This window comes from Nostoc sp. PCC 7524 (genome assembly GCF_000316645.1).
Lineage (GTDB): Bacteria > Cyanobacteriota > Cyanobacteriia > Cyanobacteriales > Nostocaceae > Trichormus.
In genome coordinates, this window is sequence record NC_019684.1 from 6,339,806 (window position 1) to 6,357,342 (window position 17,537).

General features: G+C 40.5%; 17 protein-coding genes. 12 read left to right on the forward strand and 5 right to left on the reverse strand.

What is annotated here, in order from left to right; translation table 11 throughout:
- Positions 1-106 precede the first annotated feature (106 nt).
- The gene (locus NOS7524_RS26005; RefSeq protein WP_015141461.1) at positions 107-1,288 is read left to right on the forward strand and encodes a glycosyltransferase; all 1,182 of its coding nucleotides are present in this window, start codon (positions 107-109) and stop codon (positions 1,286-1,288) included.
- Here NOS7524_RS26005 and NOS7524_RS26010 read toward each other — a convergent pair.
- A complete protein-coding gene (locus tag NOS7524_RS26010) occupies positions 1,252-2,472 on the reverse strand; it encodes a glycosyltransferase family 4 protein (RefSeq protein WP_015141462.1) in 1,221 nt (406 codons plus the stop codon). The two genes, NOS7524_RS26005 and NOS7524_RS26010, sit on opposite strands and share 37 nt — an antisense overlap.
- A gap of 236 nt (positions 2,473-2,708) precedes the next feature.
- Between NOS7524_RS26010 and NOS7524_RS26015 the strand changes: the two genes are divergently transcribed.
- From NOS7524_RS26015 to rnhA, 10 genes are all read left to right on the forward strand, one after another.
- Positions 2,709-3,611 (forward strand): hypothetical protein, encoded by a 903-nt coding sequence (locus tag NOS7524_RS26015; protein WP_015141463.1) that lies wholly within the window; start codon positions 2,709-2,711, stop codon positions 3,609-3,611.
- A 3-nt stretch (positions 3,612-3,614) separates the two neighbouring features.
- Positions 3,615-4,286, forward strand: a complete 672-nt coding sequence (locus NOS7524_RS26020) for a hypothetical protein (protein ID WP_015141464.1) — start codon at positions 3,615-3,617, stop codon at positions 4,284-4,286.
- 3 nt (positions 4,287-4,289) lie between these two features.
- Positions 4,290-4,901, forward strand: coding sequence for an FHA domain-containing protein (locus NOS7524_RS26025; RefSeq protein WP_015141465.1), 612 nt, complete (start codon positions 4,290-4,292; stop codon positions 4,899-4,901).
- A gap of 43 nt (positions 4,902-4,944) precedes the next feature.
- Positions 4,945-5,940 (forward strand): UDP-N-acetylglucosamine--LPS N-acetylglucosamine transferase, encoded by a 996-nt coding sequence (locus tag NOS7524_RS26030; RefSeq protein ID WP_015141466.1) that lies wholly within the window; start codon positions 4,945-4,947, stop codon positions 5,938-5,940.
- Positions 5,941-5,980: 40 nt separating this feature from the next.
- Positions 5,981-7,177, forward strand: coding sequence for an FtsW/RodA/SpoVE family cell cycle protein (locus NOS7524_RS26035; protein ID WP_015141467.1), 1,197 nt, complete (start codon positions 5,981-5,983; stop codon positions 7,175-7,177).
- 115 nt (positions 7,178-7,292) lie between these two features.
- The gene (locus NOS7524_RS26040; protein WP_015141468.1) at positions 7,293-8,945 is read left to right on the forward strand and encodes an ABC transporter substrate-binding protein; all 1,653 of its coding nucleotides are present in this window, start codon (positions 7,293-7,295) and stop codon (positions 8,943-8,945) included.
- 127 nt (positions 8,946-9,072) lie between these two features.
- Positions 9,073-10,098 (forward strand): ABC transporter permease, encoded by a 1,026-nt coding sequence (locus NOS7524_RS26045; RefSeq protein ID WP_015141469.1) that lies wholly within the window; start codon positions 9,073-9,075, stop codon positions 10,096-10,098.
- Positions 10,099-10,344: 246 nt separating this feature from the next.
- Positions 10,345-11,580, forward strand: coding sequence for a glycosyltransferase family 4 protein (locus tag NOS7524_RS26050; RefSeq protein WP_015141470.1), 1,236 nt, complete (start codon positions 10,345-10,347; stop codon positions 11,578-11,580).
- Positions 11,570-11,734 carry a hypothetical protein gene (locus NOS7524_RS30295; RefSeq protein WP_171815398.1) on the forward strand — a complete coding sequence of 55 codons (165 nt, stop codon included), beginning with the start codon at positions 11,570-11,572 and terminating at the stop codon, positions 11,732-11,734. Before NOS7524_RS26050 ends, NOS7524_RS30295 begins: the two co-directional genes overlap by 11 nt.
- Before the next feature lie 402 nt (positions 11,735-12,136).
- Entirely contained in the window at positions 12,137-13,045 is a 909-nt protein-coding gene (gene rnhA / locus NOS7524_RS26055) for a ribonuclease HI (RefSeq protein ID WP_015141471.1), read from the forward strand.
- A 307-nt stretch (positions 13,046-13,352) separates the two neighbouring features.
- On the opposite strand, the gene cruG is transcribed toward rnhA, so the two are convergent.
- Both cruG and cruF read right to left on the reverse strand, forming a co-directional pair.
- Positions 13,353-14,567: a 2'-O-glycosyltransferase CruG gene (gene cruG, locus NOS7524_RS26060; protein WP_015141472.1), complete on the reverse strand. Its 1,215-nt coding sequence runs from the start codon at positions 14,565-14,567 to the stop codon at positions 13,353-13,355.
- Between the two features lie 216 nt (positions 14,568-14,783).
- The gene (cruF, locus tag NOS7524_RS26065) at positions 14,784-15,689 is read right to left on the reverse strand and encodes a gamma-carotene 1'-hydroxylase CruF (RefSeq protein ID WP_015141473.1); all 906 of its coding nucleotides are present in this window, start codon (positions 15,687-15,689) and stop codon (positions 14,784-14,786) included.
- 383 nt (positions 15,690-16,072) lie between these two features.
- Between cruF and NOS7524_RS26070 the strand changes: the two genes are divergently transcribed.
- Positions 16,073-16,519: a hypothetical protein gene (locus NOS7524_RS26070; RefSeq protein ID WP_015141474.1), complete on the forward strand. Its 447-nt coding sequence runs from the start codon at positions 16,073-16,075 to the stop codon at positions 16,517-16,519.
- 73 nt (positions 16,520-16,592) lie between these two features.
- Here NOS7524_RS26070 and rpmA read toward each other — a convergent pair whose 3' ends face one another.
- Entirely contained in the window at positions 16,593-16,871 is a 279-nt protein-coding gene (rpmA, locus tag NOS7524_RS26075) for a 50S ribosomal protein L27 (protein ID WP_015141475.1), read from the reverse strand.
- A gap of 32 nt (positions 16,872-16,903) precedes the next feature.
- Positions 16,904-17,299 (reverse strand): 50S ribosomal protein L21, encoded by a 396-nt coding sequence (rplU, locus tag NOS7524_RS26080; RefSeq protein ID WP_015141476.1) that lies wholly within the window; start codon positions 17,297-17,299, stop codon positions 16,904-16,906.
- Positions 17,300-17,537: the final 238 nt, after the last annotated feature.

Below are 17,537 nucleotides of genomic sequence, written 5' to 3' on the forward strand. Positions count from 1 at the left end.
TCAAGTTTAATTCAGGGAATTAACAATCAATTTCTAAAAAGTGGTCTGAGAAAAATATTCTATACTCATACTGGAATTACTGCTTAAAAAGTTGCTTCTTCCTTATATGAACAGAATTTTATTAATTACAGAAAGATTTGCACCAGATTTGGGGGGAGTAGCTAGTAGTGCTACGCGATTGGTGACAACATTATCTCAACTTGGTATAGAAACTGATGTTGTTACCTGGAGCCGTTACTTACAACCGGGTGAAGTTTTACCACCGCAGTCTTTTGATATCAAACCTCGTGTCTATCGTATAGGGTTATATCGCCATTGGGATATGACCATGCCTCATACTTTAAATTTTTTAGCATGGTTGCATCAGACTCATAATTATGATGCTATATGGGGTCATTATCTTTTTCCTAGTGGGTTTCTAGCGACTTGGTTTGCGGCTTTACAAGGAATAGCTAGCACTGTTAGCGCCCGTGGTAATGATATTGACAGAGAAATGTTTCCACCAGGAGATTTTGCCCGTTTACAGTGGACGCTGCAACACGCTAATGTCATCACAGCCGTTAGTGCTGATATGGCGCGTAAAATTCAGCTACTGAGTGGGCGTAATGATGTTTTGGTGTTGAAAAATACGGTTGATACAGAAGTATTTTCACCTAGAAATAAAACTTCGCAGCACTTCACAACCGAGGAAAATAATCTGCGGAAGAGTTTGGGAATTGCGCCGGAAGAAGTAGTATTAGGCTTTTGTGGGGAACTGCGGGAAAAGAAAGGACAGCAGTTTTTATTGAGTGCTTTAACAAGAGTGCGCCAAGAACGTCCTACTTGTCTGTTAATTATTGGCGAAGTCAGGACTTCTCAAGAATCTGTGCTGCAATTGTATGCAACTCATCAGCCAGAAAATGCCCAAAGAGTGATTGTAACTGGACATCTACCTAACCCTGAGACGGTGGCAGCTCATCTGCGGTTGTGTGATGTTTATCTTCAGCCTTCACTGTGGGAGGGTATGCCGAATGCACTGTTAGAGGCTATGGCTTGTGGTTGTTGCTGTATTGCTAGTGATGCGGGTGGGATTCCAGAGATGATCTCGCATGGTGAAAATGGCTTTTTGCTGTCTCGTTCCCATCTACATAAGTTGGGTGAGGCTGTGTTGGAATACTTGGGAATACCGTTAGAGGAAAAGAAGAGGATTCAGTCAGCAGCACGCGATCGCATCTTAACTGCCCATTCTATCACGCAAGAAAAACAGCAACTTCAAACTTTAATTACTCGCTTAATTCCTAGTTCTTGATAAGCCGTAACTAAAGCATCTCCAGCCCGTTGCCAAGTATAATTACTCTCTATTCGCTGATGGGCGTTAGTTGCTAGTTGAGTTGCTAATTCCTTCCCATTTTGTAAGCGTAAAACCGCATCTTTAATGGATTTAGCTGAACCTGGTTTAACTAATAAAAAATGTACCCCATCTTCTCCTAACTCTCTTACTACAGGCAAATCACTAGCAATTACAGGCCTTCCCGTTGCCATACCTTCCAGAATTTTCAGAGGACAGCAACCTTGAACTAAATTGCGATCGTTGGGTGTGAGGGGAGCTAAAATCACATCTGAGGTGTGAATATATGCCACCAATTGTTTTTGTGACATTGGTTCTAAAATAGTGAGATGCTTGGTTACTCCTAACTTTAACGCCAGTTGCTTTATAGCCTTAATTTGATACTCTCTGGATTGCCCAATTACTGTTAAATTAGCCGGAAAATCTCGATTTATTAGCCCTAAAGCCTCAATAGCTAAACTTACACCTTGCCACGGTGAAAGTGTACCAAAATATAACATCTGTAAGGGTAGATTGACAGCATCTGTTGTTATTGGCTGTATATTACGCGTGCTTAAATCGTAACTAAACACATCTAAATCGACACCATTAGGGATTACTCGAATTTTATATTTAGGAATATTTCTTATAGTGTGCAAATACTCGGCAGTTACCTCACTAGGCGTTACGATTAAATCTGCTGCCGTTAAACAAACTTGCTCTTGAGAATGTAATTTATGTAAAAGTTCTCGATCATTAACAACAGCAGGGTAGCGATATTTTAATTCTATGGAAGGTAACCCATTCACTTCAAAAATTAACTTATCACAATATTGATTTTTGTTAAGGGCAATGACTAAGCCTTCGTAAATTGACCGAATATGTATGGCATCAAATCGCCTTCCTTGTAACCATCCTCGCAAGCAACGACGAAAGTACAAAATTCGCTGAATTAAATTTTCACCCAAAGCTGGCAACATGGTTTGCATAACTTGTGGGTAAATTTGGTGATAATTTATCAATTCTGCTGTAGGAGAAACTGTTAATAAATGTATATCATCAAAAGCTGTTGCTAAGGCTCTAGAAAAAGCCTCAATATGGATAGCAGCACCCTTTGGTGCTGGTACTGTGTCAAAGGAAATATAGGCTATTTGGGGGTGATTCATAAATGTTTAATTTCGTTGACACTTAATTTTTCGTTTGATATACTGGCGGCGATTTAGATTTGTTGTAAATCAAGATTATTTTGCCAAAAATCAAAATCTTTAATAAAGTTACACTAATTTTAAAAACCTTGGTAACACATTGATATTTTGGAGATTCGCAAGGAATTGCGCCCCTATTATCGCATTCTTCAGATTGTATTAATCAAAATATATTGAATTTATGGAATTTGGATAATATGCCTATTGAATTAGAGAAATTTCGTAAACAATTAATTTATGAAGAGACAGCACCAATTACAGTTATTACAACTGATTTGGATGATTTAGCAGCACTTGATCAACTGGCAGAGCTAAAACAAAAGAAGTATGGTAGACAAGCATTTTACTATTTTTTAGGATTAGTAATCTTAAGTGTTCTGACTTTTATTCTATCTGGCATAAGTCTAGGAGTAGGATTTATTGATATAGTTGTCGCCTTGTTAATTTTAGGTTGTATTGGTTTGGGTGTTGCTTGGATTTATGCCTTGATAATGAGATATAAATTCAGCAGCTTAAACCTGAGTAATTATCGTTATACTTTAGCTAAAAGCGTTTTACAGATGCTAGCTAGAGATGTGGATACAACAGCATCAGTATCTATAAGAGTAAGTTTTAATCAAACAGAGAAAGACGCAAATAAAACAAATACTGTACCACACCCATATAAATCGGGATGGAAAATAGATATTTATGAAAATGAATGGTTGAGAGTTAGAGGTAGTTTTTTAGATAAAACCAGATTTTCGTTAACTACTAATGAGCTATCTAAGAAACAATATGGTTGGAAACGTGGCAGGAGTGGCAAAAATAAATACAAATCCAAAACTAAGGCTTGTGGTTTAGAAGTGAATTTAAGCTTAACCTATCCTCAGCGTCGCTATGGAGCAGTTAAAATCTTGAAAAATGATGTGATTAATGCAGTACAGCTACCTCCATCATCAACACTCAGAAGAATAAGAGTTACAAATAAGGTAATATACCTGCTTGTCAGAATTATGCCCCAGTTTGCAGCGAGCGAAGATAAAATCTATCAAACAATTACATCAATGTTTTTGAGTATTTATCAGGTACTGAATTTAGCAAAAATACTATCTAAATAAAATATGTCAAAACAAATTGTCAAAATTTTAATTTGTTGCTTCTTGTTGACAATAATTGTGAGTTGTAATAGCGATCAAGCTAATAAGACAACTTCTAGCATAGATACTCCAGGGAAAACAACCACTGTAACTAATATCAATGAGAGTACAGATAAAATCAAGTTTAAAACAGAAGGTGGTACAGATTTATTTTCTCTAAAACAGCAAGCAGATGGTTCAAAGTTAGTTGATGGCAATAATCAAGAAATAGCCAGAATTAAAGCTGATCAATCTGGAAAAATTAAAATTAAAAATGCTCAAGAGCAAGTTCTGGGCTATGTAGTAACTGAGCAAGGTACTTGGAAATTAAAGAATCCACAACAAAACCAAGATTTATATAGCTTCAAACGCCAAAGTGATGGCAATTATCAATTAGAAGATGCAAATAAAAAAGTAGTCTATAGAATTCAAAACAATAAAAATGGTTTAGAAATTATCACTGCTGATAAGAAATTAGCTTATCAAGTGAAAATCAAAGATGAAAAAATGTCCTTAAGAAATCCATCGGGAAGGACAATTTTTTCAACAAAATCAACCATGTCTCCAATTGCTTTCGCTTGCTTTGGTTTAGATACACTCACCCGCGAACAACAAGCGGCTTTAGCTTATGCTGTGAATTTAACAGGAGGTCAATAAATTGTGCAGATTCAGTTAAGTTGGATAGATCCGAATACAGGCGATCGCAGGCAACCATTATTAGAAACACCAGTGGCAATTGGTAAAGAATTTGCAGTTATGCCACAAGAAATGAATGATAAAAGAGTATCCAGAATTGTTATTCAAGATGACTTAGTTGCAGCTTATCATGCTTTAATTACTTGGCAAAATCAAGAATTAACTATTATTGATCAGAATACCAGTAATGGCATACAAATTAATGGTGTACAGTTAACAACTGGTAGCATTAATGATGGCGATCGCATCCAAATCGGTAGTTGTGAAATCGTCATCAACTATACTACAACTGCTTGGGTGTGCGATCGCATGGTAGGCTTTTTATTCAAACGTCTTTGTGGACGTACTGACACCACAGATTGTCCCTACTGTAACCAGTCCTACGCAGAAGACTATGCCTACTATACTGACTATGGGAATTATCGTTCTAGCTCTTGGAGTAGTAGTTATTACGACAATCGCGATCGCTATGAATATGACCCCGAAACTGGCAATATAGACTTTACAGAAGCCGATGCTATCAGTTTAGAAACTGAAAGAGATAGCGATTTTGAACGCAACATGGGTGCAAGTTAATTCAAAATTCCGAAAATTTTCACTATCGAATAACTAATGACTATTGACTAAAACTTGGTTAATTTACGCCCTTGGTGGCGGTTGGGGACATCTGAATCGGGCTTTGTCTGTGGGGAGAATTGCAGCCCATCAAAGAACTGTAAAAATTCTGACAAATAGTCCTTATGCCAAGCACATCAATAATGAAGGGTGCTTATTATATTCAATTCCCAATCATGCAGATTTTGCGGCAACTTGTCTGCAAATACAAGAAACTTTATTAAATACTCACTACGATTGCTTGATTGTTGATACCTTTCCTAGAGGTTTAGGGGGTGAATTGGTGGATATCTTACCGCAACTGCACAAGATACCTCGGATTTTCATTCATCGAGATATCAATCCTCATTATGTGATAGCTAAAGATTTGCGATCGTTTGTCATAAAAAATTTTAATGCGGTGATTGTACCAGGAGAAGGAACAGATGTACCCTTGGGTGACTTACCTGGGGTGATACATACAGCACCTTGGTTAGTACGTAATCCTGGGGAATTAATGGAGCAAAAAACTGTGCGATCGCGTATTCTCAGAGTTGATGATGCTCGTAAAATCATCCTAGTTTGTGCAGCCGGGCAAGCATCAGAATTAGCCTTCTTTAGTCAAATCACCCTCAAGCTACATCAGACTTTTCCTGAATATGCCGTAAGAATTTTAACACCTCATTGTCCCCAAGATAATCTCAAAGATTTATGGATATTTCACCATCCAGGGATTGAATGTTTAGCCACTGCTGATGTAGTTGTAGGCGGCGCAGGGTATAACACCGTTTACGAATGTGCATCTGTAGGTGTACCGTTAGTAGCATTGCCACTGCCGCGATTGTACGATCGCCAACAAAAACGAGCTAGCAAAGTTTATGCGGTAACAAATATTGAGGAGGCGCTAACCACTGTGAAAAGACTCCTAGAACAAATAGAACCAGCAATTAAACAGTCTATCCCAGCTTACACTAATGGTGCGATCGCAGCCGTGTATCACATTATGAATTTTGGGTTATAAGTTATTGAGTGTTATTCCTGACTTTTATCTGTACTAAATCGTGAATCTACGCAGCCTGATTCCAATTTTTGATAGTTCTGTCTCCGAATGGGCATTAGAAGCGCGGTTACTGCGCTGGTTAACATTTACTTGGCTATTCGTGGGATTGATTGTGCTGTTTTCAGCATCCTACGTAGTAGCTGATGTCCGTCAAGACGATGGTTTGTTTTACTTTAAGCGGCAAATCCTGTGGGTTTTAGCAGCCCTGGTGATATTTAATCTGATTGTGAATCAACCTTTGCAGAAAATTCTCAATGTATCTCATTGGTGGTTAGGGCTATTTTTATTTTTAATTTTTTTAACTCTCATCCCAGGGTTGGGAAAAAAAGCCTTTGATGCAGCCCGTTGGATAGCAATTGGGCCGATTCCCGTTCAACCCTCAGAACTGATTAAACCCTTTTTAGTGTTGCAAAGTGCGCGTGTGTTTGGTCAGTGGGAAAGGCTAACTTGGCGAGTACGTTTCACTTGGTTGGGTATTTTTAGCTTGGTAATTTTAGGAATTCTTGCCCAACCTAACTTGAGTACAGCATCACTCTGCGGTATGACTATCTGGCTAATTGCCCTAGCTGCTGGCTTACCTTACAAATACTTGGGAGGAACAGCAATCGGTGGTTTTTTATTAGCATTACTCAGTATTAGTATTAAAGAATACCAACGTAGAAGGGTGATGTCATTCCTCAATCCTTGGGCAGATGCCACAGGAGACGGCTACCAGTTGGTACAAAGCCTCTTAGCTGTAGGTTCTGGTAAAACTTGGGGCGCTGGCTTTGGAATGTCTCAACAAAAGCTGTTTTACTTACCAATTCAGGATACCGATTTTATTTTTGCAGTCTTTGCAGAAGAGTTTGGCTTTGTTGGCAGTATTGCACTTTTGCTGGTATTAGCCACATTTACAACTCTAGGGTTAATTGTGGCATTGAAAGCGAAAAATCCGGTATATCGATTAGTCGCAATTGGTATCACCATTATCATGGTCGGACAATCTCTGTTGCATATTGCTGTAGCCACAGGTGCATTACCAACTACAGGCTTACCCTTACCCATGTTTAGTTATGGTGGTAACTCAATGATTGCTAGCTTAATCGGTACAGCATTGCTAATTCGGGTAGCACGGGAAAGCAGCGAAGCCGAGGTAGTACCCTTACGCAGACCCCAACCAGAAAATAATCAGCGTCAACGTCGGCGCAATTTTAGATAAATTAGCCAGTAGTTTTTCATCGATTTTGTTTTGTGATGCAATGATCTATAAAAAATTCGTTATCATTACCACTCATGTAGTATGATTACTGGCTAATTTTATAAATCACAGTGCCATGACTTGGTTTTCCTTCTTAGGGCAAAGATGGGGTCGGGTGACAAAATTCCTATCTTTGTTCTCTCTATGTTTACTGTTAGTTATCAGTTGCGGGACACAGCCACAGACAACTAACACATCTTCTACTTCTGGAAGTACACCTGCGGGTGATGGTCGCATTACCATAGGTACAACATCCAAGCCAAGAACTTTAGATCCAGCTGATGCTTATGAGTTAGCATCATTGGGTTTAGTGTTTAATATGAGCGATCGCCTCTATACTTATGAACCAGGAAGTACAGAAATTCAGCCCCAACTAGCGACGGGTTTACCAAAAGTTAGCTCTGATGGTTTGACTTACACGATTCCCCTGCGCCAAGGTGTAGTGTTTCACGATGGCACACCCTTCAACGCCAAAGCAATGGAATTTAGCATTCAGCGATTCATTGAAAACAAGGGTAAACCTTCCTTCTTACTCGCAGACACAGTAGACTCAGTAACAGCCACAGGAGACTATGAGTTAACAATTAAGCTCAAAAAACCCTTTGCAGCCTTTCCTTCCCTGCTGGCCTTTTCTGGGGTGTGTGCGGTTTCCCCAACTGCTTATGAAATTGGTGCAGGGAAATTTAAACCAGATATTTTTGTAGGTACTGGCCCTTATAAATTGGCGCAGTATGGTACAGATTCACTACGCCTGGATGTATTTGACAAATATTGGGGAGAAAAACCAACAAATCAAGGGATTAACGTTCAAATCCAGACTAGCCCTGTTAACTTGTTTAATGCCTTTCGTACAGGTGCTGTAGATGTAGCTTACTTGTCATTACAGCCAGATCAAATTCGCAGCTTAGAAGAAGGTAGCAAAAAAGGAGATTGGCAAGCGATTACATCTCAAGGTAGTGTAGTCAGTTATCTGGTATTGAATCGCAATCAACAACCATTAGATAAACCAGAAGTTAGACAAGCGATCGCAGCCATCATTGACCGTCCATTATTAATGGAACGAGTCTTATATGGTCAAGCCGACCCGCTTTATAGCATGATTCCCACTACATTCGATGTTTCTCAACCATTATTTAAAGATAAATATGGTGATGGTAACTTTGAAAAAGCAAAACAATTGTTAACTGCTGCTGGTTACTCCAAAGACAACCCAGTTAAGATTCCAGTTTGGTATCCTTCGAGTTCACCTACTCGCAGTTTGGCAGCCCAAACATTAAAATCCCTTGCCGATACCAAAATGGATGGCATATTACAATTGGAAGTCAACACAATAGAAGGGGCAACCTTTTTTAAAGATATTTCCAAAGGTTTATATCCCGCAGCTTTACTTGATTGGTATCCCGACTTTTTAGATCCAGATAATTACGTGCAACCTTTCTTAGCTTGTCAAAAAGGTTCAGAAGCTAAAGGCTGTGAAGATGGCGGTAGTCAAACTCAGGGTTCGTTTTACTATAGCGAAACCATGAATAAATTAATTGACCAGCAACGTCAAGAGCAGAATCCAGAAGCAAGACAGAAAATTTTTGCTCAAATTCAAACCCAAGTATTAAATGATGTTCCTTACGTTCCTTTATGGCAAAGCAAAGACTATGTATTTGCTCAGAAAGGTGTAAATAACGTCAAAATTGACCCCACCCAAAATCTGATTTATCGCACCATCAAAAAATAGTCATTGGGTAATTCGTAATAACTTACGGACAGGCTTACACCTAAGCAATTCGTAATTATGAATTACCCAATTTGATATATGATTTTTAATTTTGTAGCTTGCCTCCCGTAGGGTATTTTGAATTGTTATGTCTCGTTCCAAAGCTTTACAATATTACATTTTTTCCCGGTTGCTCCTAGCACCACTTCAGCTATTAACTATCATTACCATCGTCTTTTTGTTATTAAGAGCTACCCCCGGAGATCCAGCCGATGCGATTCTCGGTGGACGTGCGCCGGAAGCTGCCAAAGAAGAATTGCGAAAACAATTAGGTTTAAATCTCCCTTTGTGGCTGCAATACCTCAATTACTTGGGTAATTTGCTCCGGTTTGATTTAGGAACATCCTTAACTAGCCGAGGACAGCACGTTTGGAATATTATCGGGCAACATTTTCCAGCAACAGTAGAGTTAGCAATCTGTAGTATGCTGGTTGCTCTCGTCGTCGGCATTCTTGTTGGTACACTGTCAGCTTCTCGCCCAGGAACATCATTTGATATTGGCGGCAGATTGTTTGGGATTATTACTTACGCACTGCCTATGTTTTGGGCTGGAATGCTGTTACAGTTAATTTTCTCAGTCCAATTAGGCTGGTTTCCCAATTCCAACCGTTTTCCTCCTAATCTTCCCGCACCTAACCCCATTACTGGTTTATATACACTGGATAGCTTACTAGCTGGTAACTTTCTCCAGTTTTTCACATCTCTACATCATTTAGCCCTTCCCAGTATCACTTTAGGAATTCTGCTAAGTGGGATTTTTGAGAGGATTGTCAGAGTTAACTTAAAGCAAACCCTGCGAGCAGACTATGTAGAAGCCGCTAGAGCTAGAGGAATTGGGGAAAACAAGATTTTAGTATCTCATGCTTTAAAAAATGCCTTAATTCCAGTAATTACCGTCTTGGGTTTAACCTTTGCTTCCCTATTAGGTGGCGCGATTTTAACTGAAGTGACATTTTCTTGGCCTGGGTTAGCCAATAGGTTATATCAAGCCATCTCCGATCGCGATTATCCCACAGTCCAAGGTGTGTTGGTGTTTTTTGGCGCGATCGTTGTCAGCGCCAGCATTTTGATTGATATTCTCAATGCTTATGTTGACCCACGAATTCGTTATTAGACCATCTAGCAATCAACATTTGTTAACAATCAAACTTTAACAGGACTTACGCAGGTGTCACACTCAACCTATCTTGTAGGGTGCGTCAGATGCCAAAAATCTTTTGAGAATAGCGAAAAACTCTAATCTGACGCACCCTTGTATATTAAGAGTGCGCCTTTTTTATATTGCAAAATTTAGGAAAAAATAGCAGATATATTTAAATCAAGCAAAATAATTACTGTTATCAAAACGACTCTATAATTCATGCGAGTTCTCTTCCTCCATCCTAATTTTCCCGCCCAGTATCGTCATATAGCCCTAGCTCTGGCTCAAGATCCCAAAAATCAGATAGTTTTTGCCACTAAAAATCAAGATGTTACACTCCCCGGTATCAACAAAGCCATTTTTGCACCTAGCCGGGAAGCTCACCCCACCACCCATCACTACGTCAAACCTTTAGAAAATGCCGTCTTACACGGACAAGCAGTTTTTAAATTGACTGAACAACTCAAAAAACAAGGCTTTGTACCTGATATCATTTGTGGTCATTCCGGTTGGGGGCCGACTTTATTTGTCAAAGATGCTTTCCCCAATACACCACTCATTTGTTATTTTGAATGGTTTTATCATGCCCTGGGTTCAGATGCAGATTTTGACCCAACAGACCCGATAACAGTTGATGATATAGCACGTATCCGCATCAAAAACGCCCCGATATTAATTGATTTATATACTTGTGATTGGGGTTTATCTCCAACAGGTTGGCAAAAAGCTCAGTTCCCTAAAGAATTTCAGCAAAAGATTTCTGTGCTGCATGATGGAGTCGATACGCAATACTTCAAACCCAACCCAGGTGCAAAATTAGTGTTACCTAATTTAGATTTATCTGGTGTTGATGAAATTATCACTTATGTAGGGCGAGGAATGGAACCTTATCGAGGGTTTCCCCAATTTATCGAAGCTTTAGCTTATGTTCAAGAACGCAGGCCGAATTGTCATGCTGTGATTGTCGGTTCGGATAGAGTCTGCTATGGAAAATCTTTACCCGATGGTAGTAGCTACAAAGATTTGATGTTGAAAAAAGTACCGCTAGATTTATCACGGGTTCACTTTACGGGTTCATTACCCTATGGTCAATATCTGCAAGTAATTCAAGCATCATCAGCACATATTTATCTGACTAGACCGTTTGTTCTCTCTTGGTCAATGATTGAGGCAATGGCTACAGGATGTTTAGTAATTGGTTCTGATACTGCACCTGTAACAGAAGTAATCCAAGATGGCGAAAATGGACTGCTAGTTGATTTCTTCTCACCCCAAAAGATCGCCGATCGCATTGATGAGGTACTTGATCATCCTACACGCATGGCAAACCTCCGAGCCAACGCCCGCAAAACTGCTCTAGAACGTTATGATTTAGCGAAATTACTACCCCAGCATCTGCAATTAATTCAAGACGTTGCTAATCGCTCAAAATCAATTTCTACTGTTGTTAATTAAAGTTTGTAGTCAGGACTTTAGTCCTTCTTTCCTGGCGATCGCATTCTCTCATAGTGCGATCGCCATCTTCCATAACAACTGTCTTAAAACTCAAGCAATCAACTCACTCCACCTTTTGCGATCGCTCTCATCAATACGTGATCTACTGAAATGAGAAAGCATTTACGCCTTTGAGAAAGTAAACAGACTATTTACTTGCGGAAAACACCAAAATGAGTGCGTGAACTACTGAAATGAGAAAGCATTTACGCCTTTGAGAAAGTAAACAGACTATTTACTTGCGGAAAACACCAAAATGAGCAAGCATTTTGGCATTTTGAGAAAGTAAACAGGCTTTGTGATTATCCAAAATACTAAAACGAGAATTTAATCAGCCAAATCGCATCTTCTATATTAGTTACTCAATATGCGCCAGCTAAAACTACACTATTTTTTCTCACAACAGCTTTTGGTGGGAGCGTTGTCGCTGGATTACTTACCAGTATAATAGCCTGGATATTGCTAAAAAAAAATGCGTGGCTAACAGCTATTGCCTCTGCCGTTTAATATTTTTACTATGTCTACCCAACCAATAATCCAAAGCATATACACAGATGGTGCTTGCACCGGTAATCCTGGTCCTGGTGGCTGGGGTGTCGTTGTCTATTTCAATGACGGTTCAATACATGAAATGGGCGATGCCGCCAGTCATACAACGAATAATAAGATGGAGATGCAAGCGGCGATCGCCGCTTTAAAATATTTCCACGCCGCTAGACAAACTGAACCTATCACCCTCTACACCGATAGCGAATACTTGATTAACTGCGTTACCAAGTGGGTGAAAGGCTGGAAGCGCAAAGGCTGGAAAAAGTCAGACGGGAACCCAGTACAAAATCAAGATTTATTAGAAATTCTAGATGAACTAAATAGTAAGCAAGTCAATTGGCATCACGTACGTGGCCATTCTGGTAACGTCGGTAACGAACGCTGTGATGTCATTGCTCGCAGTTTTGCCACTGGAAAAATGCCTTCTTTACAGCAAATATCTGACTCTGTTCCTCATAAATCTTTACCCTCTACTAGCGCAAATAGTGTAACAAAAGTACCTAATTATGTTACAACCTCTACAATAGTTAACAAAAAGACACAAGAAGTCGGTACTTCTGCAATAAACACAACCACTATGGAACCATCTACCGCACACGCTGCGGCTACAATCGAAGAACAGCCACCTGAACATCGGGTTGAACAACTCCGCAACTTAATCGAAACTCTACATATTGCTGACGAAATTGCCACCAAAGGCTACCTCATCACCAGTTCTGAGTTAGCAGATTTGATGGATGTTCACGCTAGTGCTGTCACCAGTCGCGGAGACCAATGGCGCTGGCGAAATTGGATAGTCTCACGGGTGAGACGTGAAGGTAATCAAATTCTCTGGGAACTTGAACGAGGCGATCGCCTGGGAGGTGAAGAAGACTAAGTGAGTGCTGAGTTAAATTAGCGTAGCGGGCTGTGAGCAGCGTGCTGAGTTATGAGTTTTAAAGCAAAAACTCTTTATGACGAATAACTCAATTCTGAGAAATTCTCGTCATCCCTATTGACTTTAATTACTACTCAGCACGCTGCTCAATGCCCCGCTTCCGCTAACACTACTTACCACTAAGTAAGTCGGTGGGAAAAAACACAACTATGTTAAGAAAATAAACTAGGCTCAAACCCTCTTCCCTCCTGCCTCCTGCCTCCTGCCTCCTGCCTTGCCATAGCGATAATTTTTAACACTGAGCTACTTAATTACTGTATTTCCTACCTCGCCACTCCTTGGGTTTACGCAAGGCTGACAAGAAGATTCGCAGCACTGCTAAAGGATCAGCCAAGGGAGATAGCCAGAACAGCCAGCCGCCTTGAGCATTTTTCAGGTCGTAGGAAGGTGCGATCGCCAATAGCATAGCAAAGCGCATCACCAACAAAAATAGATTCAATCCCAATAGGCATTGTAAAGTCAGTACGGCAGGTAGGGGCAGCAGTAACACAATTAAGAAGTAACTCAGTAAAATTAGGATAGGTAAACCTTGTACTGCCGATAATAACCATAAGTCTGACCATACTTGCCCTTGAGGTGATGCGTCTTTGAGGTCGAGACTACGCCCCCATTCTTTCCAAGTTTCTCTAGCTCCCTCATACATTCTTACCTTCAGCACCTTTGCACCATCTAAAAAGCCCACCTGATAGCCTTGGGCGGCAATATAACGAGCTAAAGTCACATCATCACAAAAAGAACTGCTCGCACTACTATAACCACCCACAGCCGCCAAAACAGAACGCCGACACAAGAAGCATTGACCATTGGCCATGACTCTTTCTGGTTGGCCAGTAGTAATCCCAGCCGGGTCAAATCGGTACAGTAGAGTCATCAGCAATGCAGGTTGCAACCAACATTCGCCGGGATACTGAAGGATAAACTTAGGTGAAAGGGAAACCAAATCGTATCCCTGTGCTGTTGCTGTTTTCACTAAGCTAGCTACCAAACCAGGATGAGGCTGTGTATCAGCATCCATGCCTAAAAACCATTGACTATCTTCGGAGCTAGACAAAAAGCCATTATGTAACGCCCAAGGACGGCCTACCCAATCAGGGGGTAAAGGATCATCATTCATCAGGCGAAAACGGGGATCTTGTTGCTGTGCAGCTTTTACTAAGTCGGGAGTACCATCTTGGGATTTGCTATCTACAACAATAATTTCTCGAACTTCGTAACTCTGCCGGCTCAAACCAGCTAACAATGGGCTAATACGAAGAGCTTCATTCAGCGTAGGCACTACAACGCTAACATTACCCAACATTTCTGGTGTAGGCTGTTGAGGTTGGATAGGGGGATTACGTCTTGGCCCCTTTAACAGACGAGAAAGCAGTATCGCTGTTGCAGGTAATTGAAAAAGTAACAGTAGGAACGACAGAAAGCTTTCTACTGTTACAGCGTTATCTAAGGTAAAAATACTTTGCAATTGAAATCGCTAATATAACTAAGATGTATTTGTTTTTGACTTGGGTATTGGGGAGGCAGTGCGTTGGGCAGGTTTCCCGACTTGTAGCAACTGCCGTCATTAGGTATTAGGTATTGGGCATGAGGCATTGGGCATGGGTAATAAAGAAAATTTATGTTTACCTGTTAGCTGTTCCCTATTCCCCATTCCCCATTCCCTATTCCCTAATTCACTGGTTTACTTCAAAGCAACTTTCACGCTAGCCACAGAGATTTCATTGGCAGGTTCAACGCCAATCTGGGCTGGAGAAGCTGAACTTTTCCACCATAGCGCCACAGCAGGAGCTACACCCAATAACACACCTAGTAGTACAGGAATAGAAAACCCAGCAGCCAAGCTCATGACAGTAGCGAAACCAAAGTTGCCTAAATAAATAGCTAGAGGCACATTCAGCTGCGATCGCTCAAATTTGATTGGATTATTTCTCCACAACAATGCAGCCACTGTCATAAATACTGAACCAGTACCCAACCAACCAGCAAAGTTTTGATAAGGCATCCCAAAGAATGCGCCTGGTTGTTGCCAATACCAAAAGGGTAGGGCAGTTTGGCTCATAGCAGGGTCAAGTACAAAATCCCATGAAGTGAGCAACAATGCACCCAAGCCAATCGCACCTGCATGGCGCAACAAACTAGGTTTTTTGTCAACCTCTAAACCAGCACGTCCCAACAGATAGGCAGCACATCCCACATAGAACCATGACAAAGGAATTGTAAATGGCACTAAACCAGCAATTTTATACCCCAAGCCACTCAAATAACTGTAGTGTCCGAAAGGAAAACCTGTGCTAGTTCCTAAAAGTTCACTGGTTAAAGAAATCAATACCGCAGGCAGCATAAACCCCAAAGTACGACCCAAACCTAGTGTTCGCAAAGCATACAAAAATACAGCTGCCGCACCCAAGATCATGTAGACTACACCACCACCAGCCATACTCCACTGCATGACGGTCTGTCCTATCTCGGATAAGTGGAAAATTACTTCGGCATTAGGTACAACCAGTAGTATCCCTACCAGTCCAAACACCATTGACACAATATGACCTATAAGGCTTACACGCTCGGCGATAACAAGCTGTTTCATCATAATTCCTTAAACACGATGTGATACTTCGCTACTCTGCTGCTATCAGTTTACAAATGTTTACGAAAAAATTTAACTATTTTTTACCCTAATCTCTGCGAAAATTTGTTGAACTTTCTGGTCAGAGGATGAGAATTTCTTAATTACATCTACAAAAAATCGGATGATAAACTTATAGTCTAAGCTATTGCTGCCACAATAAATCCAGATAAATGCAGCTTTTTGCTAGATAGCATTTAAATCTTGTAGTTTGCGTTATGAACTTTAGTTCTCACACACTGCAATTCGCTAGTGGTGCGTTACACTGACGCGATAACACACACTACAAAACTATAACGACTCCAACAGCATTTGTTTTCCTGTACCTAGTCCCTTATCAACCCATGCTCATCGTGAATAGAATTCCTTGGATAGCTTTAACGCTATTACTACTCAGTTACAGTACCTTGGGTTGGGTATTTTCGGAAGCGCAAGCCCCTTGGTTTGTGTGGCTTGCCGTTGTACTAACTTTGTTACTGTTGGTAGGAATTTTAACTGCTCCCTATGCAACGATAGCTAACTACTTTGGTATTTTCTTTGGCTCAAATACCAAAACTTTCATTGCTACCGTATTAGGAGCATTTTTATTTTTTATGATGATTGCTTGGTTTCGGGTATTTCTTGATACTTTGCTGATCATTTCTGCTGCCATATTAGCAAGAATTGATTTTCAATCAGCTGGGTTTAAAGAAGGGCAAGCATTTATAATTACATCTATTTTCTCAATTTTAGGTGTAGGATTAGGCGCACTGATAAATATGATGGTGAGGCAGCAATTATTACTGTGGTAATCGCTTCTTTTTTCTTCCATGCAACTGCTGCTGCATAAATTTTAGGGCGGGCATTACCCACCCTAAGAATCATCTAGCTAGCCACTGCTTCTGCCGCAGCTGCTGGATAAACACTAACTTTTTTACGGGATTTACCTTTTCTTTCAAAGGTAACTACACCATCAATCAAGGCAAATAAAGTATCATCTTTGCCAATCCCAACGTTGTTACCAGGATGAAACTTGGTACCACGTTGACGCACGAGAATATTTCCCGCAATTACAGCTTGCCCACCAAAACGCTTCACACCCAGACGCTGGGCATTAGAATCACGACCGTTGCGTGTACTACCTGTTCCTTTCTTATGAGCCATAATTTCCTTTTTTTATCGCTTCTTCTTTACTATTATTCAGCAGCTTCCGCAACTGGGGTACTATCAACACCAGCCTCAGCAGTTGCTTCTGCTGGAGCTGTTAACACAGTACCGTTAACGGTGATGGAATCAATCATTAGTCTGGTGATTTCCTGGCGATGTCCCCGTTTTTTGCGGGTTTTCTTTTTGGGCTTCATTTTGTAAACCAGGACTTTGCGGCCTCTCAGATGGCGCATCACCGTTCCTTCTACTGTTGCCCCTGAGACTAACGGCTGTCCAATGGTAACTTCACCATTGTGCTGCACCAGTAATACAGACTCTATTGTAACTTTTTCATCTGGTTCAACAGAGAGCAGTTCAATATCGTAAAAACGACCTGGCTCAACTCTTACTTGTTTGCCGCCAGTTTCAATAATTGCGTAGGTCATGGAATTTTTATTGAGGTTGCCGTACAGGTAGCTGGACGTTATCTTTTGTAGATGCCAGCTTTTGGAGTATGTCTACCTGATCCGAGCAGGAATTAGACAGACAATCTAAAATTATATTCCATATAACAGTGTTAAGTCAACTAATAACCTGTGGGTTGGTGGTTAGCGGCTGAAAGAAATTAAAAAAGAGGAATTTATAAAAAATTTCGCCAAAATTTACGAAATTCTGAAATTGGTT

Bases quoted from the DNA above. Each gene is read 5' to 3' on its own strand.
- rplU (WP_015141476.1), bottom strand. From the start codon at position 17,299: ATGACCTACGCAATTATTGAAACTGGCGGCAAACAAGTAAGAGTTGAG.
- NOS7524_RS26050 (WP_015141470.1), top strand. From the start codon at position 10,345: ATGCGAGTTCTCTTCCTCCATCCTAATTTTCCCGCCCAGTATCGTCAT.
- NOS7524_RS26010 (WP_015141462.1), bottom strand. From the start codon at position 2,472: ATGAATCACCCCCAAATAGCCTATATTTCCTTTGACACAGTACCAGCA.
- NOS7524_RS26005 (WP_015141461.1), top strand. From the start codon at position 107: ATGAACAGAATTTTATTAATTACAGAAAGATTTGCACCAGATTTGGGG.
- rpmA (WP_015141475.1), bottom strand. From the start codon at position 16,871: ATGGCTCATAAGAAAGGAACAGGTAGTACACGCAACGGTCGTGATTCT.
- NOS7524_RS26070 (WP_015141474.1), top strand. From the start codon at position 16,073: ATGCTCATCGTGAATAGAATTCCTTGGATAGCTTTAACGCTATTACTA.
- NOS7524_RS26045 (WP_015141469.1), top strand. From the start codon at position 9,073: ATGTCTCGTTCCAAAGCTTTACAATATTACATTTTTTCCCGGTTGCTC.
- rnhA (WP_015141471.1), top strand. From the start codon at position 12,137: ATGTCTACCCAACCAATAATCCAAAGCATATACACAGATGGTGCTTGC.
- NOS7524_RS26040 (WP_015141468.1), top strand. From the start codon at position 7,293: ATGACTTGGTTTTCCTTCTTAGGGCAAAGATGGGGTCGGGTGACAAAA.
- NOS7524_RS26020 (WP_015141464.1), top strand. From the start codon at position 3,615: ATGTCAAAACAAATTGTCAAAATTTTAATTTGTTGCTTCTTGTTGACA.
- cruF (WP_015141473.1), bottom strand. From the start codon at position 15,689: ATGAAACAGCTTGTTATCGCCGAGCGTGTAAGCCTTATAGGTCATATT.
- NOS7524_RS26015 (WP_015141463.1), top strand. From the start codon at position 2,709: ATGCCTATTGAATTAGAGAAATTTCGTAAACAATTAATTTATGAAGAG.